We start from the raw sequence: 15196 nt of genomic DNA, 5'->3' as shown, positions 1-15196 counted from the left end.
CTCTACAATCGGGCGTTTCGCAGGAGCCGATCGCATGCCCGCCATCCTCGTCACCGACCGCGGCCCCGTCCGCCAGATCGCGCTCAACCGGCCCGAGGTGCACAACGCGTTCGACGACGGCCTGATCGCCGAACTGACCGCCGCGCTGGTGGAGGCCGGCAACGATCCGGCCGTGCGCGCGCTGGTGCTCACCGGCACGGGAGCGAGCTTTTCGGCCGGCGCCGACCTGAACTGGATGCGCGGCATGGCCGCCGCCAGCGAGCAGGAGAACCTCGAGGACTCGCTGCGCCTGGCCGCCCTGGTGCGCACGTTGCAGTTCCTGCCCAAGCCCACCCTCGCCCGCGTGAACGGCGCGGCCTACGGCGGCGGCGTGGGGCTGATCGCCGCGTGCGACATCGCCATCGGCGCGGAGGGTGCGAAGTTCGGCCTGACCGAGGTGAAGCTGGGGCTGGTGCCGGCGGTGATCTCGCCCTACGTGATCGCGGCCGTCGGCGTGCGCCAGGCGCGCCGGCTGTTCCTCACCGGCGAGATCTTCGACGCGGCCGAAGCCTGCCGCATCGGCTTGCTGCACCGCGTGGTCGGGGCCGAGGTGCTGGACGCCACGGTCGATGCCACCCTCGAACTGCTGGCCAAGGCCGGCCCGCAGGCGCAGCGCGAGGCCAAGGACCTGGCATTGCGCATGGGCGGGATCGCGGCGGCGGACGCGGAGCGGGTCGACCGCGGGAACGCACGGCTGATCGCACGACTGCGCGTGTCGGAGGAGGGCCAGGAAGGCCTGGGGGCATTCCTGGGCAAACGCGCCCCCGCATGGATCCCCTCCGCCCCCTGACCCTGTAGGAGCGGGCTTGCTCCTACCCGTCGCTGTTACAGCCAGCCCTTCTGCCGCGCCAGGCGGAATGCCTCGATGCGGTTGCCGGCGCCCAGCTTGCCGATCGCCTCGGAAAGGTAGTTGCGCACGGTGCCGTGCGAGAGGTTGAGGCGCGTGGCGATGTCGCCGGCGGACAGCCCCTCGCCGGCCAGACGCAGCACCTGGCGTTCGCGGTCGTTGAGCGGGTCGGCCTCGGTCCAGGCCTCCAGCGCCAGTTGCGGATCGATCGCGCGGCCGCCGCGATGGACGGTGCGCAGCGCCTCGGCCAGGTTCTCCGCCGGGGCGTCCTTGAGCAGGTAGCCGGACACGCCCGCGTCCAGCGCGCGGCGCAGGAAGCCGGGGCGGGCGAAGGTGGTGACGATGATCACCTTGATCGGCAGCTCGTGGCGCTGGATGCGCTGGGCCAGCTCCAGGCCGGTCAGCCCCGGCATCTCGATGTCGGTGACCAGCACGTCCGGCTTGAGCCGCTGCAGGTCGCGCCAGGCCGCCTCGCCGTCGGCGGAGGAGCCGAGCACCTCGATGTCGCTCTCCAGGTTGAGCAGCGCCGACAGCGCGCCGCGCACCATCGCCTGGTCCTCGGCCAGCAGCACGCGGATCATGCGGCGCTCCCGGTGGCGGGGAGGGCGGGCCTCGCGATGCCTCGGGCTTCCACGGGTACGGCCGCCTGCATCGGGAGCGGTACGCGGATCGACAGCATCGTGCCCCGCCGCGGCGGCGAATCGATCGACAAGGTGCCGCCCAGCGCGTGCACGCGCTCGCGCATGCCGCTCACGCCATTGCCGTGGGCGGTCAGTCCGCCACGCCCGTTATCGCCGATCCGCATGTGGAGCATATGGTCCTCGATGGAAACGCTCACGGCGGCGCGACCGGCACGCGCGTGGCGGTGGATGTTGGTGACCGCCTCGCGCAGCACCAGCGCAAGCGGTGCCTCGATCGCCTGCGGCAGCTCGAAACCGTCCGGCAGGCCGCCTTCGAAGGCCACGCCGGAGGCCTCCAGCATGAGCCGGGCCGAGGTCAGCTCGGCGGCCAGATCGCCGCGGCGCATGCCGGTCACCGCCGCGCGCACTTCGGTGAGCGCGTGGCGCGCCACGCGCTCGACCTCGGCCATTTCCCGCTGCGCGCGTCCCGGTTCGGCCAGCGCCAGGCGCCTGGCCAGCTCCGACTTCAGCGCCACCAGCGACAGCGTGTGCCCGAGCAGGTCGTGCAGGTCACGGCCGATGCGCTCGCGCTCGGCCAGGACCGCCAGCCGCCGCACTTCGGCCTGCGACAGGCGCAGCTCGGCATCCTTGCGGGCGCTGCACACATAGGCCACGTTGCTGAAGCCGCCGAACAGCCCGGCCATGGCCACCGCCAGCGCCTGGCCCAGCGGGTCGCCGAAGATCCATGCCTTGCCCAGCGCCAGTGCGCCGATCACCGCCACGTTGGCCAGCCAGCGTCGCCAGGACTCCGCGAACGCCGACAGCACGGCGGCGAGCGCCAGCAGTACGAAGGCGAACGGGTTGCTGACCCACAGCACGAGCGCGACGGCGGTCATGCCGGCGACGTACCACTGCACGTACCGGCGTGGCGCCAGGTAGACCCGCGAGTAGAGGTACACGAACAGCGGTACCGCCAGCAGCGTGGGCGCCAGCCATGCCCCGACGGGATGCCGCAGCGCCAACGGTCCCTGGAACACCGCCACCAGCGCGAACAGCGAGAGACCGGCCTGCCAGCGCATGTAGAGCGGCGACCGCAGCTGGCCGAGCAGCGAGTCCGGCGCTGGCGCGAACAGCCGCTTCACGGGCGGGCCTCCGCCGCCATCGAGCTGCCGCCGCTCACCGTGGCCACGCCGTGGGGCGCCGTGGCCTGTACCTGGACCGCCAGCGGCACCACGACCCGCAGGCGCGTGCCCCGTCCCTGCTGCGAATGGATCTGCAGGCGACCGCCGAGGGCCCGGATGCGCTCGCGCATGCCGGTGAGGCCGTTGCCTTCCTCCTCGACCCCGCCGCGGCCGTTGTCGGCGATGGTCAGGCACAGGCCGCCGTCGATGCATTCGAAGGTCACGCCCGCCCGCGTCGCCGCCGCGTGGCGCGCGATGTTGGTGGCCGCCTCGCGCAGCACCAGCGCCAGTGCGCGCTCGATTTCGGCGGGGATGCAGGGCGGCTGGCCGTAATCCAGGTGAACGGAAGACGATTCCAGCAGCAGCCGCGCCGAAGCCAGCTCGGCGGCGAAGTCCGTGGCGCGGATGCCGGTCACCGCCGCGCGCACCTGGGCCAGCGCATGGCGCGCGACCTTCTCCGCCTCCTCCACCTCGCGCCGTGCCGCCGCGGTGTCGCGGTCGAACAGCTTGCGCGACAGCTCCAGCTTCAGCGTGATCAGCGACAGCGTGTGGCCGAGCAGGTCGTGCAGGTCGCGGCCGATCCGCTCGCGTTCGGCGGTGGCGGCCAGGCGGCGCACCTCGTCGTGCGACAGCTTGAGCGCCGCGTCCTTCTCGTGGCCGATGCGCTCCACGTGGGTCACCAGGCCGATGGTCACCGTCATCAGCGGGAAGGCCACCAGCGCCTGCCACGGGTAGCCCGTCTGCCAGGCGATCAGCAGGAACAGCGTGTTGAGGCAGAGCAGGCGCAGCAGGAACGGTGCCACGCGCCGGCTGCTCAGGCTGCAGGAAACGCAACCGTAGATGAAGTAGCTGACGGCGCCCGAATAGAACGGCACCAGCGCGATGCCGAACATCGCCAGCCCCATGCCGTAGCGCGAGGCGGTGTGGCGCGAGGCCAGCATCGACTTGGCGAACAGCGCCACGAACAGCGGATAGGTCAGCAGCGTGAGCAGCGCCCAGCGCCAGGTGTAGCCGCGATCGAACAGCGGCGTGACGAAGATCCACACCGACCACAGCAGGTGCACCGCTTCCATGCGCGGCGACTTGCCCTGCTGGACAACCTCGCTGATGCGCGATCCCGGCTCGGGCGAAAACCAGGCAGTCAGGCGATTCATGGAGCCCCATCCATGTTGCGAACCGCCGCCATGCTACTTCAACCGATCCGGCGCAGACGGCGCGCCGCCAGCAGCAGGAAGGCGCCGGTGAAGCCGAGCAGCGCCAGCACGTGCGGCAACAGCGCGCCCTGCCCCATGCCCACCGCCGCCAGCGCGAGCCGGTCCAGGTGGAAGCTGGGCCACAGCGGCGCCAGCTGCTGCAGCCCCTTGGGCAGCATCGGCAGCGGGAACCAGAGCCCGGACAGGAAGGACATCGGCAGGTAGATCAGGTTGAGCATGCCCGGCGCGCCCTGCCCCTTGATCAGCGTGCCGACGAACATGCCCAGCGCGCAGAACGGCAGCACGCCCAGCACGCCGGTCGCCAGCAGCGCGGCGGCCTGGGCCGGCGCCAGCGCCACGTGACCGACCCGCGACAGCACCAGCAGGAGCAACGCCACGCAGGCGGCCGCCACCATCGCCATCAGCATCTTGCCGAGCAGGTAGGCACCCGCCGGCATCGGCAGCGCCCGCTTGAGCGTGAGCAGGCCGCCGTCGCGCTCCAGCGCCAGCGAGACGCCGAAGCCGAACAGCCCCGGGCTCATCACGCCGAAGGTCAGGTAGCTGGCGAGCAGGTAGCGCGCCGCTTCGCCGCCCCCGCCCCTGGCCATCAGCACGCCGAACACCAGGTAGAACATGCCGGGGAACAGCATGATCGGCAGCATGAAGCCCGGCGCACGCAGGTAGCGCAGGCATTCGCTGCGCGCCTCGGCCAGGTAGGCGCCGAGTACGCGGCGGGACGGCATCTCGTCCGACGGGACGGCGGTGATCAGGGAGTCCATGTCAGGCAGCCTCGCGCTGGTCGGTGGACGCCTCGGCGGCATCGCGGGTCAGTTCCGTGAAGGCTTCGGCCAGGCCGGCGCGCTGCACCTCCAGTTCGCGCAGGTAGGCGTCGTTCTGCAGCAGGCGCAGCACCACCACCTCGGCCTCCGCGGTGGCCAGGTGCAGGCGCCCGGCCTCCACGCGTGCCTCGGCCACCTCGGGCCAGCCGGCGACCAGCTCCGGGGGCAGCGTGCTGAGGCAGCGGATGCGCTTCATCGACACGCGGGCACGCAGTTCGTCCACCGTGCCTTCGTGGATCGCACGCCCGCGCGCCATCACGCAGACGCGGTCGGCCAGGGCCTCGGCCTCCTCCAGGTAGTGCGTGGTCAGCAGCACCGAGCAGCCCTCGTCGACCAGCCGGCGGATCGCCGCCCACAGCGCCTGGCGCGCCTCGATGTCCATGCCGACGGTCGGCTCGTCCAGGAACAGCAGGCGCGGGCGCCCGCAAAGGGCCAGCGCGAACTGCACGCGGCGCTGCTGGCCGCCGGAGAGCTTGCCGTAGGGCCGGTCCAGCAGGTCGGCGATCGCTGCCAGTTCGGCCGACTCCTGCAGCACGCGCGGCACCGGGTAGTAGCTGGCGGTCAACCGCAGCAGCTCGCGCACGCGCAGGGTCGCCGGCAGCGAGGCGTTCTGCAGCATCACGCCGATGCGCCGTCGCGCCTCGATGCGCTGGGGGTCCTGGCCGAACAGTTCGACCCGGCCCGCATCGGCGCGGTGCAGGCCGAGCAACAGCGCGATGGCGCTGGACTTGCCGGCGCCGTTGGGCCCCAGCAGCGCGAGCAGCTCGCCGTGGTGCAGGGTCAGGCCCAGGCCGTCGACGGCGGTCAGCCCGCCGTAGCGCTTGACGGCGCCGTGCAGGCGCGCAACCGGGATGGCGGACGTATCCATGGCAACCTCCTTGGTATGTCGCAAACGGTAGGCGCGCCAACGCCTTGCAACCACTGGTCGACGTCAGCCCGCGGGCGTGACAGCCGTCATGCGGGGTTACGGCGAAGGCGGGGGCACGCTATCCTTGAGCCCTCGTCCGGCCCGCAACGCGTTGTTTCACGGCGCAATGACGGGCTCCGCAACCGCATGCGCCTGCCGCGCGTGCCCGCATTCACCGCCAGCCGCGCCCGGGGCGCCGCCGGCATCGAGGAGGACTGCCATGGGTGTGATCGACCAGCTGCGCGAACTGCGCGAATTCGGCGGCAAGCCGCGTACCGTCGGCCTGGACGACGCCAGCATCGAGCGCATGGCCGCGCGCCACCCCGAGCTGGTGCAGGCGGTCGACGAGGCGGTGGCGCGCCACCGCGAACTGCGCGCGGAACTGGGCGATTTCCTCAAGCTGGACGAGGCCGAGCAGCTGGCCAAGGCCCAGGCAGGCTACGTCAACTTCTATCCGGACGATGCCATCAACCCGTACCTTCCCGCCGCCGCGCGCGGTCCGTGGATCGTCACCCTGAAGGGCGCGGTGCTGCACGACAACGGCGGCTACGGCATGCTCGGCTTCGGCCACAACCAGCCGGCGATCCTCGAGGCACTCGCCAGGCCGCAGGTGATGGCCAACGTGATGTCGCCCAGCGTCTCGCAGCTGCGCTTCACCCAGGCGATGGAGAAGGAGCTCGGCCATCGCCGCGGCGCCAATCCCTACCACCACTACCTGTGCCTGAACTCCGGCTCGGAGGCGGTCGGCCTCGCCTGCCGCATCGCCGACGTCAACGCCAAGCTGATGACCGATGCGGGCGGCCGCTATGCCAACCGCACGATCAAGCGCCTGTCCGTGCGCGGCGCCTTCCACGGCCGCACCGACCGGCCGGCGCTGTACTCGGATTCCACCCGCAAGACCTACCTGCAGCACCTGGCGAGCTATCGCCACGAGGACACCCTGCTCACGGTGGCGCCCTACGACGTGGCGCAGCTCGAAGCCGTGTTCGCCGAGGCCGACAAGCACGGCTGGTTCATCGAGGCGATGTTCCTGGAGCCGGTGATGGGCGAAGGCGACCCGGGCCGCGCGGTGACGCCTGCGTTCTACAAGGCCGCCCGCGAGCTGACCGAGGCGCACGGCACGCTGCTGCTGGTCGACTCGATCCAGGCCGGGCTGCGCGCGCACGGCGTGCTCTCGATCGTCGACTATCCGGGCTTCGAGAACCTGCCGCCGCCGGACATGGAGACCTTCTCCAAGGCGCTCAACGCAGGCCAGTACCCGCTCTCGGTGCTGGCGGTCGGCGACCGTGCCGCGGGCCTGTACCGCAAGGGCATCTACGGCAACACGATGACCACCAACCCGCGCGCGCTGGACGTGGCGCTGGCCACGCTGGCGCTGCTCACCGACGAGGTGCGCGCCAACATCCGCGCCCGCGGCGAAGAATTCGTCGCCAAGCTCGACAAGCTCAAGGACGAACTGGGCGGCCTGATCACCAAGGTGCAGGGCACCGGTCTGCTGTTCTCCTGCGAACTGGCGCCACAGTTCAAGTGCTACGGCGCCAACTCCACCGAGGAGTACATGCGCGAGCACGGCATCGGCGTGATCCACGGCGGCGCCAATTCGCTGCGCTTCACCCCGCACTTCAACATCACCAGCGACGAAGTGGACCTGGTGATCGACCACGTGCGCCAGGCGCTGCTCAAGGGGCCGCGCAAGCAGACCGCCGAGGCGGCCTGAGCGCCAGGCATCCGGGGCGCGTCGGCGACGGCGCGCCCTTTTTCGTGCCCGGCTCCCGCCCCACCATCGAGGATCGACCATGCCCGTGATCGAAGTCCGCCACCCGCTGATCCGCCACAAGCTGGGCCTGATGCGCCGCGCAGGCATCAGTACCAAGGAATTCCGCGAGCTCGCCTCGGAGGTCGCCGCGCTGCTGACCTACGAGGCGACCAAGGACCTGGAGACGCTGGAGGAGACCATCGAGGGTTGGGCGGGGCCGGTCCGCGTCGAGCGCATCAAGGGCAAGAAGATCACCATCGTGCCGATCCTGCGCGCCGGGCTGGGCATGCTGCCGGGGGTGCTCGACCTGATCCCTTCGGCCAAGGTCAGCGTGGTCGGCGTGCAGCGCGACGAGGCCACGCTCGCCCCGGTCGCCTACTACGAAAAGCTCAGCGGCAGCATGCACGAGCGCACCGCGTTGATCGTCGACCCCATGCTCGCCACCGCCGGCACGCTGGTCGCCGCCGTGGACATGCTCAAGGCGGCCGGCTGCCGGCGCATCAAGGGGCTGTTCCTGGTCGCCGCGCCCGAAGGCCTCGCGCGGGTCGAGGCGGCGCATCCGGACGTGGAGATCTACACGGCCTCGATCGACCAGCGGCTCAACGACAAGGGCTACATCCTGCCCGGACTGGGCGACGCGGGCGACAAGATCTTCGGCACCAGGCAATTGCCCGGTTGACCCCGGTCCGCACGGCTTTTTTTTAAGAGCGAGCTGCTCGCGAAGCTTCACTGGCACACGAACGCCAGAGCCAAAGCATCGCGAGCAAGCCCGCTCCTACACGGCCACCGCGCTCAGGGCCTGAAGCGGTCGGTGGCCCCGACCAGCTCGTGGGTGATGCCCGGCTCGAACGCCGAATGCCCGGCGTCCTGCACGATGCGCAGATCGGCCTCCGGCCAGGCACGATGCAGGTCCCAGGCGCTGCGCATGGGGCAGACCACGTCGTAGCGGCCCTGCACGATCACGGCAGGAATGTGGCGGATGCGGCCGACGTTGCGCAGCAGCTGGTCGTCGTGCTCGAAGAAGCCGCCGTGCACGAAGTAGTGGCATTCGATCCGCGCGAAGGCGAGCGCGAATTCGTCCTCGCCGCTGCTGGCGATGTAGGACGGGTCCTGGTACAGGAAGCTGGTGCCGGCCTCCCAGGTGGACCAGGCGCGCGCGGCGGCGAGCCGGGCCTGCGCATCGGTGCCGGTCAGGCGGCGATGGTAGGCGCTCATCAGGTCACCCCGTTCGGCTTCCGGAATCACCGACAGGTACGCCTCCCAGGCGTCCGGATAGAGCGCTTCGCAGCCTTTCTGGTAGAACCATTCCAGTTCCCAGCGGCGCAGCATGAAGATGCCGCGCAGTACCAGCTCGGCGACCCTGTCCGGGTGGGTCTGCGCGTAGGCGAGCGCGAGCGTCGATCCCCACGAGCCGCCGAAAACCTGCCAGCGCGCGATACCCAGGTGCTCGCGCAGCCGCTCGATGTCGGCGACCAGGTCCCAGGTGGTGTTGTCGGTGAGCTCGGCGTGCGGCGTGGACCGGCCGCAACCGCGCTGGTCGAACAGCACGATGCGGTAGGCGGCCGGGTCGAAGAAGCGCCGGCAGCGCGGGCTGGCCCCCGCGCCCGGCCCCCCGTGCAGGAACACCACCGGCTTGCCGTCGGGATTGCCGCTCTGTTCGTAGTAGATCGTGTGCAGCCCGGACACCGGCAGCATGCCGCTGTCGTAGGGCTCGATCTCCGGATACAGCGCGCGGCGCTCCTGGGACATGCCTCGGGTCTCCGTGGAGTGGGAAACGGCAGAGGCTAGCACGCCCGGCCCCGGACCGAAGCCGGGGGCCGGCTCAGTCGAAGAGCTTGCCCGGGTTGAGGATGCCGTGGGGGTCGAACACGCCGCGCACGCCGCGCATCAGGGCGATCTCCGCGGCGCTGCGCGTGCTGTCCAGGTAGGGCCGCTTGACCAGTCCGATGCCGTGTTCGGCGGAAATGCTGCCGCCGTGGCGCCGCAGCGTGTCCGCAAGCAGCCGCGTCACCCGCTCGCACTCGGCGAGGAAGGCGGCCTGCTCCATGTCCTCCGGCGGCAGCACGTTGATGTGCAGGTTGCCGTCGCCGACGTGGCCGAACCAGACCACCTCCATGCGCGGGTACTCGTGCGCCAGCAACGCCTGCATCTCGTGCAGGAACGCGGGCATCGCACTGATCCGCAGCGCGATGTCGTTCTTGTACGGCTGGCGCGGCGCCAGGCTCTCGGTGAGGCCCTCGCGCAGGCGCCAGAGCGCGGCGGCCTGCGCCTCGCTCTGCGCGATCACGCCGTCGGCGATCCAACCCTCGCGCACGCCGTCCTCGAAGACCAGCAGCGCCACCTGCTGGTCGCACTCCTCCGTCGCGTCGTACTCGGCCACCACATAGAACGGCTGGTCGGCATCCAGTGCGCGCTGTGCGCCGTGCGCCAGCACGTAGCGCAGCGCCACGTCGGTGAAGAACTCGAACGCCTGCAGCCTGAGCTGCGCACGGAACAGCCCGAACACCTTCATCAGCGCGTCCATGTGCGGCAAGGCCAGCAGCATGGTCTGCGCCGGCGGCGGCGGGTCGGTGAGCTCGAGCTGCGCCGACACCACCACGCCCAGGGTGCCCTCCGAGCCGACCATCAACTGGCGCAGGTCGTAGCCGCTGGAGTTCTTGACCAGCCCGCGATTGAGCTCCAGCAATTCGCCGTTGCCTGCGACCACGGTGAGCCCGGCGATCCATTCGCGCGTGGTGCCATAGCGAACCACCCGGATGCCGCCGGCATTGGTCGCCACGTTGCCGCCGATGGTGCAGGAACCGCGCGCGGCGAAGTCCACCGGATACAGCAGCCCGTGTCCGCGCGCCACCTCGTGCACCGCCTGCAGCGTGATGCCGGCTTCCACCTCGAGCAGGCGATCGGTCGGGTCGAAGCCGAGCACGCGGTTCATCCGTTCCAGGCTCAGCACCAGTTCGCCGCGGGCGGCCACGGCGCCGCCGGAGAGGCCGGTGCGACCGCCCGAAGGCACGATCGCCACGCCGCGCTCGTTCGCCCAGCGCACGGTCGCCTGTACCTCGGCGATGGTCGAAGGCAACGCCACGGCCAGTGGCGCGGGCCCCCAGCGGCGGGTCCAGTCGCGCCCGTAATGGATCAGGTCGGCGAGCTCGGTAAGCAGTCGCAGCCCGGCGACGCGGGCGGCGAGATCGGCGAGGCGGGGATCGGTCATGGACGCTCCGGAGGCGAACGCGCAGCCTGCCAGAGGCACGCCGCCGCGGTCCAGTGCTGCATTGCGGCAAAGCCGGCGGGACCTCTGGCATAGTAGCCGCTCGCCACCCGTGGACCGCCCATGAAGACCTCGTTTCCGAAGCAGGACATCCGTGTGCTGTTGCTGGAAGGCATCAGCCGCAGCGCGGTGGAGACCTTCCGCCAGGCCGGCTACAGCCAGGTCGAGCTGCACCCCAAGGCACTGCCGGAAGCGGAGCTCAAGGCGCGCCTGGCCGAGGCGCACATCGTCGGCATCCGCTCGCGCACGCAGCTCACGCCTGCGCTGCTGGAGCAGGCGCGGCGGCTGATCGCGGTGGGCTGCTTCTGCATCGGCACCAACCAGGTCGACCTGGCCGCCGCACGGCGGCTGGGCGTGCCGGTGTTCAACGCGCCCTATTCCAACACCCGCAGCGTGGCCGAGCTGGTGGTCGCCGAGGCGATCATGCTGCTGCGTGGCATTCCACAGAAGAACGTGCTGTGCCACCGCGGCGGCTGGACCAAGTCCGCCGAGGGCAGCTACGAGGCGCGCGGCAAGGTGCTGGGCATCGTCGGCTACGGGCACATCGGCACGCAGGTGGGCGTGCTGGCCGAAAGCCTGGGCATGCGCGTGCTGTTCCACGACATCGAGGCCAAGCTGGCGCTGGGCAACGCACGCGCCGCGGCGAGCCTGGACGACCTGCTCGAATGCGCCGACGTGGTCACCCTGCACGTGCCCGACACGCCCGCGACGCGGATGATGATCGGCGCCGAGCAGCTCGCCCGCATGCGCCAGGGCGCCCTGCTCATCAACGCCTCGCGCGGCACCGTGGTGGACATCGATGCCCTGGCCGCGGCGCTGTTGCGGGGCCACCTGGCCGGAGCCGCGGTGGACGTCTTCCCGATCGAACCCAAGGGCAACGACGACCGCTTCGCCTCGCCGCTGGTCGGGATGGACAACGTGATCCTCACGCCGCACATCGGCGGCAGCACGCTCGAGGCACAGGAGAACATCGGCATCGAGGTGGCCAGCAAGCTGGTGCGCTACAGCGACAACGGCTCGACGCTGTCGGCGGTGAACTTCCCGGAGGTCGCGCTGCCCGAGCATCCGCACAGCCGGCGCCTGCTGCACATCCATCGCAACGTGCCCGGCATGCTCTCGCGCATCAACGAGGTGTTCTCGGCGGGCAACGTGAACATCGACGCCCAGTTCCTGCAGACCGACGCCGAGGTCGGCTACGTGGTGATCGACGTGGCCGCCGACGTGGTGCAGGCGCAGGCGCTGAAGGACCGCATGGCGGCGATCCCGGGCACGCTGCGCACGCGCGTGCTGTACTGACCGTTCCTTCAAAAAAAAACGGCCGCCATGTCCTTGGCGGCCCAGCTCAGGGGAGATCGGGCACCGCGACGGCGTCGCGGTGCCTCCACTTCTTGTTATGCGGTGCTCAGAAGTCGTAGCGCACGCCGAACTGGACGTAGCGCGCCTTCTGGAAAGCGATCGGACGCTGGTACTCCCGGCTCTTGATCGGGCGACCCTGGGCGTCGACCGCGCCGGTCTCGCCCACCTCGATGATGCCGATCTCCTCCTGCTTGCCGAGCACGTTGTAGACGTTCACCGTGAAGGCGAGCGGCTGCGAGGCGCCGGCCCAGAGCGGGCGATACTCGGTGTTGAGGTTGAGCTGGTAGGTCCAGGGCAACCGGCCACGCGAGCCGCGCGGGCTCGGCTGGAAGTTGCACTCGAAGTACGAGGCGCCGTACTGGATGGCATCGACCGGATCCACGCCGATGCAGTTCTTCGGACGACCCGAGGCGACCGACACGTTCGCGCCGAACAGCCATTCGGGCGTGGCCTGGAAGTAGCCGTACGCCTTCAGCTGATGCGTGCGGTCGTTCGGCAGCGGACCGTTCGTGTACTGCATGATCTCCGGAGCGTCCCAGTCCTGCGTCACCGACGGATCGAGCTGGCCGATGTCGGACTTGAGCTGGCCTTCCGAATTGCCGTAGCTGCGCGAGAAGGTGTAGTCGACGCGGCCGTACCACTTGTCGTTGAACTGGTGCTCGAGGTACAGGTCGAGCGCGTAGTACTTGCGCTTGAGGTCGGGGAAGCCGACGCCTTCGGGCGTCACGAAGTCCTGCTTGGTGAGCTTGAACGGTACCAGCGTGCCCTGCCCGTCGACGTCGACGAGGAAGGTGTTGCTCTCGCCCGGATTGAACAGGTAGCAGCCGGGGATGCTGGCGTTGCTGATGTCGATGCCGTTGCGCTCGGCGTACTTCTCGAACGGACGCGAGTCGCAGAAGTCGTCGATCGAGCTGAGCAGCTTGCGATAGGTCAGCTTGGCACCCCAGGTCCAGTCGGTTCCCAGCGTCTTGTCGAAGCCGAGGATGTACTCGTCCTGGTAGTAGGCCTTGAGGTTCTTGGCGGCCACCGTCTGCGGATTCGGCGTGGTGCCGTCCTCGCCGTTGAGGTAGATGCGGCTGCCGAGCTGCTGCAGATTCAGCGGTTCGCCGTTGGGGCCCACGCCGTCGTACAGGTAGTACTCGCTGTAGTAGGTGGAGGCCGAGGCGCCACGGATCGCCACGTTGGAGGGGATCGCCAGGTGGTAGCGGCCCGCGTTGGCGTACATCTTGAACGAGGAGTCGCCGAAGACGTCCCAGGTCAGGCCCAGGCGCGGTGCCAGCTGGTGGCGCTGCGCGACGTAGGTCTGGCCGTCGCCGTTGAGGTTCTTGAACTGCTCGTTGCGCAGGCCGAGGTACAGCATCCAGCGGTCGTTCATCTGCCACCGGTCTTCGATGAACTGCGCTTCCTGCTCGGTGCGCACGGCGGCACCGGTCTGGAACAGGCGCTTCTCGACGAAGTACTGCGTGCCGGCCGGCGGCTGGATGTCGGGCCGGCCCGGCACGGTACCCGCGTTACGGTAGACCCAGCGGTAGCCACCCTCGTACTGGCGGCCGCTGTAGGACTCCAGGGTCTGGTTGTCCACGCCGGCGCGCAGGTCATGCGAGCCCAGCTGGTACTCGACGTCGAAACGCCAGCCGTGCGTCTTGTCCTTCGCGCCCGGGCCGAGCACGGTGCCGTTGACCATGCCGCAGCCGACGATCACGCTGGACGCATCCGAACGCGAGTCGGTGATCCAGGGGCAGTTGGAGGAGCCGGCATAACCGAGCCTGCGCTCGTGGTCGGTCTCGCTGCGGCCGTACAGCGCGTTGATGGTGAGCGAGTCGGTGAGGTAGCCGGTGTACTTGCCGATGTAGACGTCGCCGCCGGGGGCCGAACCGGGGCCCGCGTCGTAGTTCTTCAGCTTGTCGGTACCGAGGTAGTTGGTCGCCTGCAGCGTGCTGTAGTTGTACGCGTAGATGCTGCGGTCGATGTCGGTCTGGTCCGAGATGCCGGTGAACTCGACGATGTGGTTGTCGGTGATGTTCCAGTCGACCTTCGCCAGCCACTTGGTCGCCTTGGAGACTTCACCGGCGTCCTGCGGCGCCAGGATGGTGCCCACCGTGTGGCCGGTGGTGCGGGTGAAATCACCGGCACCATAGAAGAACAGCTTGTCCTTGATCAGCGCACCGCTGAGGTAGCCGGTGTACTGCATCGCGGAGGTCTTGTTGCTGCCGCGATACTGGTAGAGCTGGCCGTTGGTGCGGTAGACGCTGCGCGGCGACTGGGCGAAGTACTGCGGCGTCACGTACATGCCGACGCCTGCCTTCCACTCGTTGCCGCCGCGCTTGGTCACGATGTTGACCACGCCGCCGGTGGAGCGGCCGTATTCCGCGCCGTAGCCGCCGAAGAAGATCTGCTGCTGGTCGATGGCGTCGAACGGCAGGCTGGTGAAACCCAGACCGGTAAGCGCGTTGGTGACCGCGTAGCCGTTGATGTAGTACTGGTTCTCCGAAGCCGAGGCGCCGCCGAACGAGGCCACGTTGCCGTAGCGGCTGTCACCGGCGATGACGCCCGGCGCCAGCAGCGCAGCGGCGGTGACGTCGCGTGCCACCGGCAGCTTCTGCAGCTGCTCGGCGGTGAGCACCGTGCGCGAGTCGACCGACGAGACGTCGATCGCCGGCAGCGAGTTGCCGGTCACGGTGATGCCTTCCAGGGTCTTGGCGGCCGCGGCGCCCTCCTCGAACGACACGTCCACGCCGCCGCCCAGCGTGACCTGCACGTTGTCACGGCTTTCCACCGTCTGGCCGTCACGCTCGATGGTCACGCGGTAGCGCCCGACGGGCAGCGACGCCGCGCGGTAGCGGCCCTGGCTGTCCACGCCGATTTCACGGGTCAGGCCCGTGTCCAGGTTCTGGATGCGCACGGTCGCGCCTTCAGGCTGGGCGAGGTGGCCGAAGATGACGCCGGAGGCGTTGGACTGGGCGAATGCGGCGCTGCTGCCCATGGTCAAGGCCAAGGCGAGCGCCAGCCTGGTCAATCTGGGCCGGCGCGATGGATCGGAAAGGCGGTGATGCATGGGTTCTCCCCGTGAAAAAGTGATCGGACGGCAACGTGCCGTTGCCTTGCGCCGAGCCTTTCTCGAAAGTGACGCTTCGTCCGGTCTGGTGCCTGTCGACACCCCTGCCCACCAGCCAGAAGCTCCACGCCCCTTTCA

The 15196-nt window shown here is 69.7% G+C and carries 12 protein-coding genes; 4 read left to right on the top strand and 8 right to left on the bottom strand.

Annotated elements, in window-relative coordinates; all coding sequences use genetic code 11:
- Positions 1 to 34: 34 nt before the first annotated feature.
- Positions 35 to 829: an enoyl-CoA hydratase/isomerase family protein gene (locus WAT24_RS10805; protein WP_336807874.1), complete on the top strand. Its 795-nt coding sequence runs from the start codon at positions 35 to 37 to the stop codon at positions 827 to 829.
- A gap of 35 nt (positions 830 to 864) precedes the next feature.
- On the opposite strand, the gene WAT24_RS10800 is transcribed toward WAT24_RS10805, so the two are convergent.
- From WAT24_RS10800 to WAT24_RS10780, 5 genes are read right to left on the bottom strand one after another with little or no spacing between them, the layout of a single operon-like run.
- On the bottom strand, positions 865 to 1467 hold the full coding sequence (locus WAT24_RS10800; RefSeq protein WP_336807873.1) for a response regulator transcription factor: 603 nt from the start codon (positions 1465 to 1467) through the stop codon (positions 865 to 867).
- Positions 1464 to 2648, bottom strand: coding sequence for a sensor histidine kinase (locus WAT24_RS10795; RefSeq protein WP_336807872.1), 1185 nt, complete (start codon positions 2646 to 2648; stop codon positions 1464 to 1466). Before WAT24_RS10795 ends, WAT24_RS10800 begins: the two co-directional genes overlap by 4 nt.
- Positions 2645 to 3841 (bottom strand): sensor histidine kinase, encoded by a 1197-nt coding sequence (locus tag WAT24_RS10790; RefSeq protein ID WP_336807871.1) that lies wholly within the window; start codon positions 3839 to 3841, stop codon positions 2645 to 2647. Before WAT24_RS10790 ends, WAT24_RS10795 begins: the two co-directional genes overlap by 4 nt.
- A gap of 38 nt (positions 3842 to 3879) precedes the next feature.
- The gene (locus tag WAT24_RS10785; RefSeq protein ID WP_336807870.1) at positions 3880 to 4659 is read right to left on the bottom strand and encodes an ABC transporter permease; all 780 of its coding nucleotides are present in this window, start codon (positions 4657 to 4659) and stop codon (positions 3880 to 3882) included.
- Position 4660: 1 nt separating this feature from the next.
- Positions 4661 to 5587: an ABC transporter ATP-binding protein gene (locus WAT24_RS10780; RefSeq protein ID WP_336807869.1), complete on the bottom strand. Its 927-nt coding sequence runs from the start codon at positions 5585 to 5587 to the stop codon at positions 4661 to 4663.
- A 259-nt stretch (positions 5588 to 5846) separates the two neighbouring features.
- Between WAT24_RS10780 and WAT24_RS10775 the strand changes: the two genes are divergently transcribed.
- Positions 5847 to 7343 (top strand): aminotransferase class III-fold pyridoxal phosphate-dependent enzyme, encoded by a 1497-nt coding sequence (locus WAT24_RS10775; RefSeq protein WP_336807868.1) that lies wholly within the window; start codon positions 5847 to 5849, stop codon positions 7341 to 7343.
- 79 nt (positions 7344 to 7422) lie between these two features.
- Positions 7423 to 8061, top strand: a complete 639-nt coding sequence (gene upp, locus WAT24_RS10770) for a uracil phosphoribosyltransferase (RefSeq protein ID WP_336807867.1) — start codon at positions 7423 to 7425, stop codon at positions 8059 to 8061.
- Positions 8062 to 8174: 113 nt separating this feature from the next.
- On the opposite strand, the gene pip is transcribed toward upp, so the two are convergent.
- A complete protein-coding gene (gene pip, locus WAT24_RS10765) occupies positions 8175 to 9131 on the bottom strand; it encodes a prolyl aminopeptidase (protein ID WP_336807866.1) in 957 nt (318 codons plus the stop codon).
- 73 nt (positions 9132 to 9204) lie between these two features.
- Positions 9205 to 10590 (bottom strand): FAD-binding oxidoreductase, encoded by a 1386-nt coding sequence (locus tag WAT24_RS10760; RefSeq protein ID WP_336807865.1) that lies wholly within the window; start codon positions 10588 to 10590, stop codon positions 9205 to 9207.
- Between the two features lie 120 nt (positions 10591 to 10710).
- On the opposite strand from WAT24_RS10760, the gene serA reads away from it, so the two are divergent.
- Positions 10711 to 11943 (top strand): phosphoglycerate dehydrogenase, encoded by a 1233-nt coding sequence (gene serA / locus WAT24_RS10755; RefSeq protein ID WP_336807864.1) that lies wholly within the window; start codon positions 10711 to 10713, stop codon positions 11941 to 11943.
- A gap of 106 nt (positions 11944 to 12049) precedes the next feature.
- On the opposite strand, the gene WAT24_RS10750 is transcribed toward serA, so the two are convergent.
- Positions 12050 to 15058, bottom strand: coding sequence for a TonB-dependent receptor (locus WAT24_RS10750; protein WP_336807863.1), 3009 nt, complete (start codon positions 15056 to 15058; stop codon positions 12050 to 12052).
- Positions 15059 to 15196 lie beyond the last annotated feature (138 nt).

This window comes from Fulvimonas yonginensis (assembly GCF_037137055.1).
Taxonomy (GTDB): domain Bacteria; phylum Pseudomonadota; class Gammaproteobacteria; order Xanthomonadales; family Rhodanobacteraceae; genus Frateuria_A; species Frateuria_A yonginensis.
The sequence above is the reverse complement of the archived record's forward strand: the minus strand, read 5'-3'. Positions and strand labels throughout refer to the sequence as shown.

What these genes read in the sequence shown, in the direction of transcription:
- serA (WP_336807864.1), top strand. Translation starts at nt 10,711, where the DNA reads ATGAAGACCTCGTTTCCGAAGCAGGACATCCGTGTGCTGTTGCTGGAA.
- upp (WP_336807867.1), top strand. Translation starts at nt 7,423, where the DNA reads ATGCCCGTGATCGAAGTCCGCCACCCGCTGATCCGCCACAAGCTGGGC.
- WAT24_RS10750 (WP_336807863.1), bottom strand. Translation starts at nt 15,058, where the DNA reads ATGCATCACCGCCTTTCCGATCCATCGCGCCGGCCCAGATTGACCAGG.
- WAT24_RS10775 (WP_336807868.1), top strand. Translation starts at nt 5,847, where the DNA reads ATGGGTGTGATCGACCAGCTGCGCGAACTGCGCGAATTCGGCGGCAAG.
- WAT24_RS10760 (WP_336807865.1), bottom strand. Translation starts at nt 10,590, where the DNA reads ATGACCGATCCCCGCCTCGCCGATCTCGCCGCCCGCGTCGCCGGGCTG.
- WAT24_RS10805 (WP_336807874.1), top strand. Translation starts at nt 35, where the DNA reads ATGCCCGCCATCCTCGTCACCGACCGCGGCCCCGTCCGCCAGATCGCG.
- WAT24_RS10790 (WP_336807871.1), bottom strand. Translation starts at nt 3,841, where the DNA reads ATGAATCGCCTGACTGCCTGGTTTTCGCCCGAGCCGGGATCGCGCATC.
- pip (WP_336807866.1), bottom strand. Translation starts at nt 9,131, where the DNA reads ATGTCCCAGGAGCGCCGCGCGCTGTATCCGGAGATCGAGCCCTACGAC.
- WAT24_RS10800 (WP_336807873.1), bottom strand. Translation starts at nt 1,467, where the DNA reads ATGATCCGCGTGCTGCTGGCCGAGGACCAGGCGATGGTGCGCGGCGCG.
- WAT24_RS10785 (WP_336807870.1), bottom strand. Translation starts at nt 4,659, where the DNA reads ATGGACTCCCTGATCACCGCCGTCCCGTCGGACGAGATGCCGTCCCGC.
- WAT24_RS10780 (WP_336807869.1), bottom strand. Translation starts at nt 5,587, where the DNA reads ATGGATACGTCCGCCATCCCGGTTGCGCGCCTGCACGGCGCCGTCAAG.